9 protein-coding genes are annotated in these 9,857 nt (G+C 69.5%); 6 read left to right on the forward strand and 3 right to left on the reverse strand.

What is annotated here, in order from left to right:
* Positions 1-112 precede the first annotated feature (112 nt).
* The 3 genes from G406_RS0129340 to G406_RS0129350 are packed head-to-tail and all read left to right on the forward strand — an operon-like array spanning position 113 to position 3,731.
* Positions 113-1,153 carry an ABC transporter substrate-binding protein gene (locus tag G406_RS0129340; protein ID WP_037079264.1) on the forward strand — a complete coding sequence of 347 codons (1,041 nt, stop codon included), beginning with the start codon at positions 113-115 and terminating at the stop codon, positions 1,151-1,153.
* A complete protein-coding gene (locus G406_RS50670) occupies positions 1,150-2,718 on the forward strand; it encodes a sugar ABC transporter ATP-binding protein (protein WP_037078610.1) in 1,569 nt (522 codons plus the stop codon). Before G406_RS0129340 ends, G406_RS50670 begins: the two co-directional genes overlap by 4 nt.
* On the forward strand, positions 2,715-3,731 hold the full coding sequence (locus G406_RS0129350; protein ID WP_028936545.1) for an ABC transporter permease: 1,017 nt from the start codon (positions 2,715-2,717) through the stop codon (positions 3,729-3,731). Before G406_RS50670 ends, G406_RS0129350 begins: the two co-directional genes overlap by 4 nt.
* Here G406_RS0129350 and G406_RS0129355 read toward each other — a convergent pair.
* Positions 3,728-4,642 carry a dihydrodipicolinate synthase family protein gene (locus G406_RS0129355; protein ID WP_028936546.1) on the reverse strand — a complete coding sequence of 305 codons (915 nt, stop codon included), beginning with the start codon at positions 4,640-4,642 and terminating at the stop codon, positions 3,728-3,730. The genes G406_RS0129350 and G406_RS0129355 overlap by 4 nt on opposite strands.
* Positions 4,635-6,071: a sialate:H+ symport family MFS transporter gene (locus G406_RS0129360; protein ID WP_028936547.1), complete on the reverse strand. Its 1,437-nt coding sequence runs from the start codon at positions 6,069-6,071 to the stop codon at positions 4,635-4,637. The genes G406_RS0129355 and G406_RS0129360 overlap by 8 nt, the downstream gene beginning before the upstream one ends.
* 69 nt (positions 6,072-6,140) lie before the next feature.
* Between G406_RS0129360 and G406_RS0129365 the strand changes: the two genes are divergently transcribed.
* Both G406_RS0129365 and G406_RS0129370 read left to right on the forward strand, forming a co-directional pair.
* Positions 6,141-7,085: a dihydrodipicolinate synthase family protein gene (locus G406_RS0129365; protein WP_028936548.1), complete on the forward strand. Its 945-nt coding sequence runs from the start codon at positions 6,141-6,143 to the stop codon at positions 7,083-7,085.
* Positions 7,086-7,105: 20 nt separating this feature from the next.
* On the forward strand, positions 7,106-7,819 hold the full coding sequence (locus tag G406_RS0129370; protein WP_028936549.1) for an FCD domain-containing protein: 714 nt from the start codon (positions 7,106-7,108) through the stop codon (positions 7,817-7,819).
* A 121-nt stretch (positions 7,820-7,940) separates the two neighbouring features.
* On the opposite strand, the gene G406_RS0129375 is transcribed toward G406_RS0129370, so the two are convergent.
* The gene (locus G406_RS0129375; protein WP_028936550.1) at positions 7,941-8,870 is read right to left on the reverse strand and encodes a LysR family transcriptional regulator; all 930 of its coding nucleotides are present in this window, start codon (positions 8,868-8,870) and stop codon (positions 7,941-7,943) included.
* Positions 8,871-9,162: 292 nt separating this feature from the next.
* Here G406_RS0129375 and G406_RS0129380 point away from each other — a divergent pair.
* Positions 9,163-9,857: Glu/Leu/Phe/Val dehydrogenase dimerization domain-containing protein (locus G406_RS0129380; RefSeq protein ID WP_281172561.1), on the forward strand; the 695-nt coding region annotated here is incomplete at its 3' end.

Genomic DNA, 9,857 nt, shown 5'->3' on the forward strand with positions numbered 1-9,857 from the left:
GGGCGTGGGTGAGGCGGTCCTCGTGGAGTGGTGGCTGCGGGGTCGCGGATCTTGACGGGCCATCGATGACTCTCTATCTTCGGCGGGAAATCGATTTCAGGTGGAGGCAACGGTGCCGAGCCGGATCAAGTTCTCGGGTTCCCTGGTAGCGGTCATCGCCCTGGTGGCGGTCGTCGTCGGTGTCGTGGCCGGTCGGGCCAGCGCCGGGTCCGCCGCGTCGGGTGGCAGCGGCGGCGCGGGCGGCGCGATGGCCGGTAAACGGGTCGATGTCATCGTCAAGGCGACCAACTCCCAGTTCTGGCAGACGATGTTCGCCGGGGCCAACGGAGCGGCGCGCGACACCGGCGCCCAGGTCAGCCTCTTCGGACCGACCGCGGAGACCGACGTCGCCGGCCAGGTGCAACTGATGGAGAACTCCATCTCCCGAGGGGTCAACGCCATCGTGCTGGCGCCGAACTCCAACGACGCGCTCAACACCGTTATCGACCGCGCTCGCCAGGCCGGCATCAAGGTCATCACGGTGGACAGCAGGGTCACCACGACTGTCGACGGGTTCATCGGCACCGACAACAACAAGGCCGGCCAGCGCGGTGGTGAGCGCCTGTGCGAGCTGATCAAGGCAAAGGGCCCCGCGGTCGGCAACGTCATGCTCGAGTCCGCGATGGCCGGGGTGGAGACGCTCACCACCCGTGACGTCGGGTTCCGCGCGGGTCTCGCCGCGAGCTGTCCGCAGCTGACCATCTCCGTCACGCGCTACAACAACAACGACATCAACACCGCGGCCAGTCAGGTCAACGACGCGATCACGGCGGACAGCACGCTGCTCGGGGTCTTCGCGGACAACAACTCCTCCGGCGACGGTGCCGCCCGCGCGATCAAGGACAACAACGCGGCGGATCGCATCCCGGTCGTCGCCTACGACGCGGACCCGCAGGAGATCGCGGGTCTGAAGGACGGCACCATCGACACGTTGATCGTGCAGAACCCGTTCTTCTTCGGGCACCAGGGCGTCGTCGAGGCGGCGTCGGCGGCCGCGGGCACTCTGCAGCCCGAGATCCTGGACCCCGGGGCCGTGCTCGCGGACCCGGGCAACATGAACCAGCCGGCTGTACAGCAGCTGTTGAACCCGCCAACCGCGCAGGCCGGCGGATGAGTGCCGACGCTGCCGTCGCGCCGGAGCGCGAGGTGGTCATCGCACTACGCGACGTCGACAAGCACTACGGCAGCCTCGCCGCGTTGCGCGGCGTGTCACTGGAGTTGCGCGCGGGCGAAGTGCACTGTGTGGCCGGGGAGAACGGTGCGGGTAAGAGCACGCTGATCAAGATCCTGACCGGTGCCATCCGACGCGACACGGGCAGCTACGAGGTCGACGGTCGCTCGGTCGGCGACCTCAGCCCATCCGCCGCGCGGTCCGCCGGTGTCGGAGTGGTCTACCAGGAGCTCAGCCTCCTGCCGGACCTCTCGGTCGGGGAGAACCTGCTCATGGGACGGCTACCGGCCCGGCGCTGGATCGTCCGCTCCGGAGAGCTGCGCCGTCAGGCCGCCGCGATGCTGAGTCGCGTCGGGTTGGCGGATCTCGACCCGGGGACCGCCGTGCGGGACACGTCGCTGGCGGTTCGCCAGCTCGTGGAGATCGCCAAGGTGCTCGGCGAACAGCCGAAGGTGATCATTTTCGACGAGCCGACGACCGCACTGTCCAGCGACGAGACGGCCGCGCTGCTGGAACAGATTCGTCGGCTGCGCGACGAGGGCCACGCGATCATGTACGTGACCCACCATCTCGAGGAGATGTTCGAGATCGGTGACCGCATCACGGTGCTACGCGACGGCCGGCTGGTCACGACCGGCCCTGCGCGGGACTTCGACCACGACAGCCTGATCACCTCGATGGTCGGACGCAAGATCGAGTCGCTGTACCCGGCGACCAGCCGGACGATCGGTGAGCCTCGCCTGTCGGTGCGGGGCCTGCGGTCGCAGTCGTCGAGCACTCCGATCGACCTGGAGGTGCGTTCCGGTGAGATCGTCGGAATAGCCGGCCTGCTCGGCTCCGGTCGCACGGAGCTGTTGCGCGCGTTGTTCGGCGCCGACCCGGTCGCCGAGGGTACCGTCGAGGTGGATGGCGTGCGCATCCCGAGCGGCGATCCGAGACGCGCCGTCCGGGCCGGGCTGGGACTGCTGACCGAGGACCGCAAGCAGCTCGGGTTGCTGCTGGAACTGTCGATCAGGGAGAACGCCTCGATCGCCTCGATGAACGAGCTCTCCCGGATCTTCCTCGTCGACCGCCCTCGGGAACGGAGCATGGTCGAGAACCTGCTCGGTGGCCTGCGGCTGCGCTCCGCGTCCTGGGAGCAGCCGGTGTCGGCTCTGTCCGGTGGCAACCAGCAGAAGGTGCTGCTGGCCCGCTGGCTCGCGACCAAGGCGAAGGTGATGCTGTTCGACGAGCCGACCAAGGGTGTGGACATCGGTGCGAAGGCCGAGATCTACCAGGTCATCGGGGATCTCGCAGCCGAGGGGCTCGGGGTGCTCGTGGTGTCCTCGTACCTGCCCGAGGTGCTCGGGATCGCGGACCGGGTGGTGGTGATGCGCGGTGGAGCGGTTGCCGGCGAGCTCACCGCGAGTGAGGCCACGGAGCAGGACGTACTGACCCTGGCCAGCCCGACCGGGCGTTCGGACCAGACGATCGCCAGTTCCGGCGAGGCGACCAGGAGGACCTCATGAGCGTTGACCGGACGACTGAGCCGAAGGAGACCGAGGCCGAGCCCGCCGAGCGGGTACTGCGGCTCGGCGACGTCCTGGGCAGGGACGCGGGCGGCCTGATCGTGCTCCTCGTGCTCTTCGGTGGCTTGACCCTCGCCTCGAACGAGTTCCTGACCAGCGGGAACCTCGGCAACCTGGCGAGGCAGGTGGCGATCTTCGGGATCATCGCGGCCGGTGAGCTGCTGGTGATCCTGACGGCCGGCATCGACCTGTCGGTCGGTTCGGTCCTCGCGCTGACCGGCTGTGTCACCGCGGAGCTGCTGATCCACGGTTGGCCGGTGCCGGCCGCGATCGTGGTGGGGCTGCTCGTCGGCGCGGGGCTCGGCGCCTTCAACGGGACGTTGGTGGCGCTGGCCAAACTGCCGCCGTTCATCGTCACGCTCGGCATGCTCGGAATCGCGCGCGGTGTGGTCCTGGTGTTGACCGACGCCAGCACGATCCAGCCGTTGCCCCCGTCGTTCAGCGCGGTGGCGAACGGCAACCTGCTCGGCATCCCGAACCTGCTGTGGATCTTCGTGATCGTGGTTGCCGCGACCGCGTTCGTCCTGCGGCGCACGGTGTTCGGCCGGTACGTCTACGCCGTGGGTTCGAACGCGGAGTCCGCTCGTCTCGCCGGGGTGCCGGTGAGTGCCGTGCTGATCTCGGTGTACGCGATCTCCGGATTGCTCGCGGCCGTCGGAGGCGTGCTGTTCGCGTCACGGCTCAGCGCGGGCATCCCCACCGGCGGTGAGGGCTACGAGCTCAACGCGATCGCGGCCTGCGTCATCGGCGGGGCGAGTCTGTTCGGTGCGAAGGGCGGCGCGTTCGGTGCCGCCGCCGGCGCGCTGATCGTGGGCACGCTGAACAACGGCGGCAACCTGCTGGCGGTCAACGCGTTCTACCTGGAGATCATCGTTGGCGCGCTGATCCTGGTCGCCGTGTTCTTCGACCAGCTCCAGTCCCGCCGCCGCGCCGGCGCGACCAGCGACACCTAGATGCGAGCGAGACCGAGCTCGTTCAGAACGGTGCGGATGGACTCGATCTCGCTCGCGTCGAGGGGTAGCAGGGGAGCGCCGGTGCGCGCGTCGTCGATGATGCCGCGCAGCGCCATCGCGGCCTTGAACGCGCCCAGGGCTCCGGCCGTGGCACCGATGCGGCCGCTGTCGGCGATTGAGGTGATGGCGTAGAGGGCCGCCAGCCGGTCCTGCTCGTCGGCCGCCGAAGGCAGGTCCCTGGCCACCGCTGCCCGGTAGAGACGCAGGTATCCGTGCGGGTCCACGTTGCCCAGCCCCGGCACCAGCCCGACCGCGCCGAGCTGCAGCGCGACGTCGGCGAACAGCTCGGAGCCGGTGAAGACCGGCAGCTCGGGAGCACGGCGGAGGAACTCACGGAACGCCGCGAGGTCTCCGCCGGAGTCCTTCAACGCCACCACGAGCTTCGACGCGGCGAGCTCCGCGACGACGTCAGGGCTCAGCCGTACTCCGGCCGCGCTGGGGATGTTGTAGGCGACCACGGGCACGTCCAGCGCGGCGTGCACGGTGCGGAAGTGCTCGACGATCTCGGCGGGGTGTGGCTGGACGTAGAACGGAGTGGTCACGACCACCGCGTCCGCGCCGCGCTCCTGGGCCTGCCTGGCGTGCTCGATGACGCGCCGCGTCCCGGTGTCCACCGCGCCGACCAGCACTGGAACCGCACCCGCGACCTCGGCGACCGCGACTTCGACGACGACCCGCTGCTGCGCGCTGTCCAGCAGCGCGACCTCTCCGGTGGAGCCACCGAGGAAGACACCGTGCACACCCGCGTCGAGCTGGAAGTGCAGCAGCCTCCTGAGCGACTCCCGGTCGACCTCCCCGGATGCGTCGAACGGGGTGGCGAGCGGGGGAATGACACCGTGCAGGTCAGGCATGGGTGGTCCGATCCTCGGAGTTGTCGTCGGTGGTCATGGCGCGGCCGATCCGCGCGGGGAGGTCGAAGCCGATGATCAGGGCGACGACCACGGTGAGGCTGACCGCGAGCACAGTGAGCGCCGCGCCGAGGCCTCCCATGCTCTGCGCGATGGACGCACCGGCCAGCGGCGCGACGGCGCCGCCGAGCGCGCCCACGTTGTAGCTGAAACCCAGCCCGGCCGCGCGCAGCCTGGTGGGGAAGTGGTCCCCGATGTACTTCGGCAGCAGACCGGAGATGCCCTGGCTGGTGGCCTGCATGACGAACAGCAGCACCCACAGCAACACGACGTTGCCCGCGGGCAGGGCGAACACCGGGAACACGAAGGCGAGCGAGACGAACAGGCCGATCACATAGGTCCGGCGGGTCCCCAACCGGTCGGCGACCGCGCCCGCGACACAGGAACCGGCCGCATAGCCGAGACCGGCCCACAACAACGCCGTGGAGACCTGCGCAGGATCGTAGTGCAGGACCGTCTTGAGGTAGGTCGGCAGCAGTGACTGGATGGGCCACGAGTAGAGGAACGCGCAGAAGACCGTCACCATGATCGCCAGCATGACCGGCCACAGCCGCCCGGCGAGCTGCACCGCGAACGCGACGAACCCGGCCGCCACCACCACGACGAGCAGCGGCCCGTACCCGCCGGTGTGCTGGCTGAAGATCAGTACGAGGGCGGCGGCGAGCAGCACGGCGACGAGTGTGTTGAGTACTCGCCTTCCGGGGCTGAACAGGACGGTCGACGTCGTGACATCGGCGCGATCGCCCACCTCCGCCTTCCACTCGGCCGCCTCGGGTAGCGCACGGCGCAGGTACAGCGCGAGCGCGATCGGGATGACCCCGATGTAGAACAACCAGCGCCAGCCGGCCGCCGGCACGATCAACTGGTAGGCCAGTGCGGCGAGGACACTGCCGATCGGATACGCGGACAGCAGGAACCCGGCCGCGCGGTTGCGCATCGCGCTCGGCCAGGACTCCATGACGTAGGTGGCGCTGGAGCCGTACTCGCCGGCCATCCCGATGCCGACGATCGCCCGGAACACGAACATCGACCAGTAGCCCCAGGCGAAGCCGCACAGAACGCTACCGATGGCGAAGGCGACGATCGCCAGGATCATGGCCGGCTTGCGACCGTAGCGGTCGCCGATGGCGCCCAGTACGAGACCGCCCAGCCAGCGGGATACGAATGCGGCTGACACGAGGGTCGCCGCGCTGGTGAGGGTCAGCTGGAAGTCGGCGGCGATCTCGGTCAGGACCAGGGTGATGAGAACGAAGTCGAACCCGTCGAGCAGGTATCCGAGCCATGCGGCGTAGAACGCCTTGCGCTGCTCGCTGCTGAGCTGCCGGAACGAGCGCGCCGGGGGTGGCACGGACTGGGATGGCGTCGTCGCCATGGCTGGACCTCCCGAGGTGACCGGACATAGGATGTCCTATGTCCACACGATAGGGAACGGAGGTAGCCGATGCAACCACTGACCGCTCCGGAGCTGCGCGGGGTGTGGGCGACCGTCCTGCTGCCCGTGGCCGGTGACGACAGCATCGACTTCGACCGCCTCGAACTCGTCCTCGACAGGGTGCTGGGCTCGCGGGTCCACGGCGTCTACACCAACGGCACGGCGGGGGAGTTCCACACCCTCACCGAGGCCGAGTACGACCGGCTGCATGAGCTCGTCACCTCCCGGTGTTCCGAGGCCGGGATGCCGTTCCAGCTGGGTGCGAGCCACCCCAGCGGGCAGCTGTCCCTCGACCGGATCGCGCGTGCCGCGAAGTCGGCACCCGGCGCGATCCAGGTCGTCCTGCCGGACTGGCTGCCGTTGCGCACATCGGAGGCCGTGGCGGCGGTGGAGCGGATGGCGCAGGTCGCCGACGGGGTACCGCTCGTGCTCTACAACCCGCCCTACGCCAAGACGCGGCTCGATCCGGATGAGCTGCAGCTGCTCGCCGATCGCGTTCCGGCGCTGATCGGGGTGAAGGTGCCTGGTGGTGACGACCGGTGGTACGACCGGATGGCCGGGCTGATGGGCACCCGGCTCGCGGTGTTCGTCGCCGGGCACATGCTGGCGTCCGGGTACCGGCGGGGGGCGGCGGGGTCCTATTCGAACGTCGCGTGTCTCAGTCCGGACGGTGCGGCACGCTGGTACCGGCAGATGACCGAGGACCTACCGGCGGCGCTGGAGCTCGAAGCCAGGTTGCATGGCTTCCTCGACGCGCACATCGCGCCGCTGTCCGCCGCCGGCTACAGCGATCCCGCTCTGGACAAGACACTCGCCGCGATCGGTGGCTGGGCGCCGGTCGGAACCCGGGTCCGGTGGCCGCACGGCTGGGTTTCTGAGGACGCGGTTCCCGCTCTGCGGGCCGAGGCCCGACGCGCCGTGCCCGAGCTGTTCGGTGAACAGGTGCCGCGATGAGCGCCATACACTCGGCCTCCGTGACGACCTCAGCGGCAAGGCCCACCGGCGCCAGGGCCAACCAGCACGCGCTGCAGGAGGCGGTCAAGCGACTCATCGTGGATCGCGGGCTGGAGCCGGAGGCCCCGTTGCCGACCGAGTCGGAGCTCATGCGGGAGCTGGGCGTCAGCAGGCACCCCTTGCGTGAGGCGATGAAGGCGCTGCAGGCACTCGGCATCGTCGACATCCGGCACGGTTACGGCACCTACGTCGGATCGGCGGCCTTCTCCGGGCTGGAGGCGGGTCTTGCCTTCCGGGGCGCGCTGTCCGTCCGTGGCGACCAGACCGACATCCGCAACCTGCTGGAAGTGCGTGAGGTTCTCGAATCGGGGCTGGTCGGAAGGGTGCTCGCGGCGCACCACGAGATCGACTTCGCCGCGCTGGACGCCGCCGTCGCGGCGATGGAACGGGAGGCGGCGAGCGACCGCTATGCCCCTGACCAGGACTGGCTGTTCCACGAGACGCTGTACCGGCCGCTGGGTAATCCGCTCGTGCTGGAGCTGCTGCAGGTCTTCTGGCGGGTGTTCAACACCCTGGACGGTCAGCTGCCGCGGGCCGGCGACACGCCCTCGGTGACCGCGGGCTGGCACCGTGAGCTCCTGGAGGCGTTGCGCGGCGGTGACGCGGCGACCGTGCAGGCCGCGATGCGCGAACACTTCCGTGGCATCCGCGCGCGAGTGGCTGAGCTCGGCTGAACCCAGTGCACGGAGCCCTTCGGCGGCGGGACCATGATGTGTCGGCAGTTGCCGAACGGTGGTCCGCTTGTCCGAGTTCGGCGCGCGAGGCGCCATGCCGCGAGGAAACGGCCCGCGCCCACTACGGCAGGGTGAGCGGCGCCTGCGCCCCGAGCCCCTTCTCCGCGGCGGCCGCGCGGACCGCGTCGATCACCAGTTGCAGGGACGGTCTGCGCGCGGCCTTCGTCCGGTAGGCGATCGAGACGGTGCGCATGACCGGCTCGGTCAACGCGAGTACGTCGATCCCGGCCGGCCGCAGGGTGAGCCCGAGGTCGGACACGAGAGTGACGCCGAGCCCCGCCGCGACCAGCGCCAGCGCGGTCGACTGTTCGCCCACCTCGTGGCTGATCTTGGGTTCGAAGCCGTTGCGCTGGCAGGCGATGCGTACGGCCCGGCCGAAGTGTGAACGGGGGCCCGCGAGGATCCACGGGTGGTCGGCCAGCTCCGGCAGGGTGATGGTCGGCGACGGCACCGCACCGGCCGGCACCGCCGCGTACAACCGTTCCACCGCGATGACGTCACGGACCAGCACCGGATCCCAGGACATCGGGTAGTCCGAGTAGTCGATGACGAACGAGAAGTCGAGGGTGCCGTCGCGTACGGCGCCGGCGGTGTCCTCCGGCGCGAGTTCCTTGGTGCGGACCTGGATTCCCGGGTGCTCGGCGGCCAGCGCGGTCAGCGCGGTCGGCAGGAGACCGGAGGCCACCGACGCCCACACCCCGGCGGTGAGCCGGACCGACACCCCGTCCTGGGCTTCCTCCAGCGCGAGCGTCGCACGCTCGACCGACCCGATGATCTCCTCGGCGTGCTCGGTCAGCAGCACCCCCAGCTCGGTGAGCTGGACCCTGCGTCCCAGACGTTCGAAGAGCTTCGCTCCGACGTCACGTTCGAGCTGGGCGAGTTGCTGGGATACCGCGGACGCCGTGTAGTGCAACGCTCCCGCCGCGGCGGTGACGGTGCCGCGGCGGTGTAGTTCCCGCAGCATTCGCAACCGCTGCAACGAGAGCTCCATGCCCCCAGCGTAGGCAGCCGGAGGCCGCGGCGCCCAGGACGGCGCGCGCAGCCGGGTTGTTGTGCAGGAACCCTGAACGTGACCGTGCACGTTTCGTAACTGGACGTAACGCCTGGTGGCGGCGCACAGTGGAGACACGGGGCCGAGGGGCGCATTCCCGGGAACATCACGGTCAATCACGGCACAGACGCCGATCCACACGATGTGGGTCGGCTAGCTCTGCTGTGCGTGCGAACCCGGCGGTGGACTTCCTCGGCAGTGACGGTCGAGTCGAGAGCGGAGGTGGGTTGACATGACCACGATGCAGGACCCCATGGGTTTCACGGGCCAGCAGCTGAGGAACGCGGTATCGGAGATCGGAGCGGTGTCTCCGGTCACCACGGCTCCCGGTGTGGAGGTCGAGTCGCCGCGTGGTGAGCCGTTGCTGCGGGTGAACTGGACCGACCCGGTCACCGGAACACACGGCTACCTGGTCGTGCACTCCCTGGTCGCGGGAATGGCCACCGGCGGAACCAGAATGCGCCCCGGCTGCACCCTGACCGAGGTCGAAGACCTCGCCTTCGGCATGGCCGCCAAAACCGCCACCTTCGACCTGCCCATCGGCGGCGCCAAAGGCGGCATCGACTACGACCCCAAAGCACCCGACGCCATCGACGTCCTGGCCCGCTTCTGCGACGCCATGCGCCCCTTCATCCAAGGCCACTGGGTCACCGCCGAAGACCTCGGCGTCCCCCAACACCTCATCGACACCGTCTTCGCCCGCCTCGGACTACACCAGTCCTACTACGCCGCCATCAGCCGCTCCACCAACCTCGACGCCACCCTCACACGCGTCCGCGCCGGCCTGAACGCCGAAGTCCCCGGCGGACTACTCGGCGACGTCATCGGCGGCTACGGCGTCGCCCAAGCCTGCCTCGGCGCAGCCCACGCCTGGCACTGGCAACCAGCACAGACCACCGTCGCCGTGCAAGGCATCGGCACCATGGG

It is taken from the genome of Actinospineispora spinosispora DSM 44797 (assembly GCF_000429025.1).
GTDB classification, from domain to species: Bacteria; Actinomycetota; Actinomycetes; order Mycobacteriales; family Pseudonocardiaceae; genus Pseudonocardia; species Pseudonocardia spinosispora.

Coding starts and splice junctions, on each gene's coding strand:
- G406_RS50670 (WP_037078610.1), top strand. CDS start 1,150: ATGAGTGCCGACGCTGCCGTCGCGCCGGAGCGCGAGGTGGTCATCGCA.
- G406_RS0129350 (WP_028936545.1), top strand. CDS start 2,715: ATGAGCGTTGACCGGACGACTGAGCCGAAGGAGACCGAGGCCGAGCCC.
- G406_RS0129355 (WP_028936546.1), bottom strand. CDS start 4,642: ATGCCTGACCTGCACGGTGTCATTCCCCCGCTCGCCACCCCGTTCGAC.
- G406_RS0129360 (WP_028936547.1), bottom strand. CDS start 6,071: ATGGCGACGACGCCATCCCAGTCCGTGCCACCCCCGGCGCGCTCGTTC.
- G406_RS0129365 (WP_028936548.1), top strand. CDS start 6,141: ATGCAACCACTGACCGCTCCGGAGCTGCGCGGGGTGTGGGCGACCGTC.
- G406_RS0129375 (WP_028936550.1), bottom strand. CDS start 8,870: ATGGAGCTCTCGTTGCAGCGGTTGCGAATGCTGCGGGAACTACACCGC.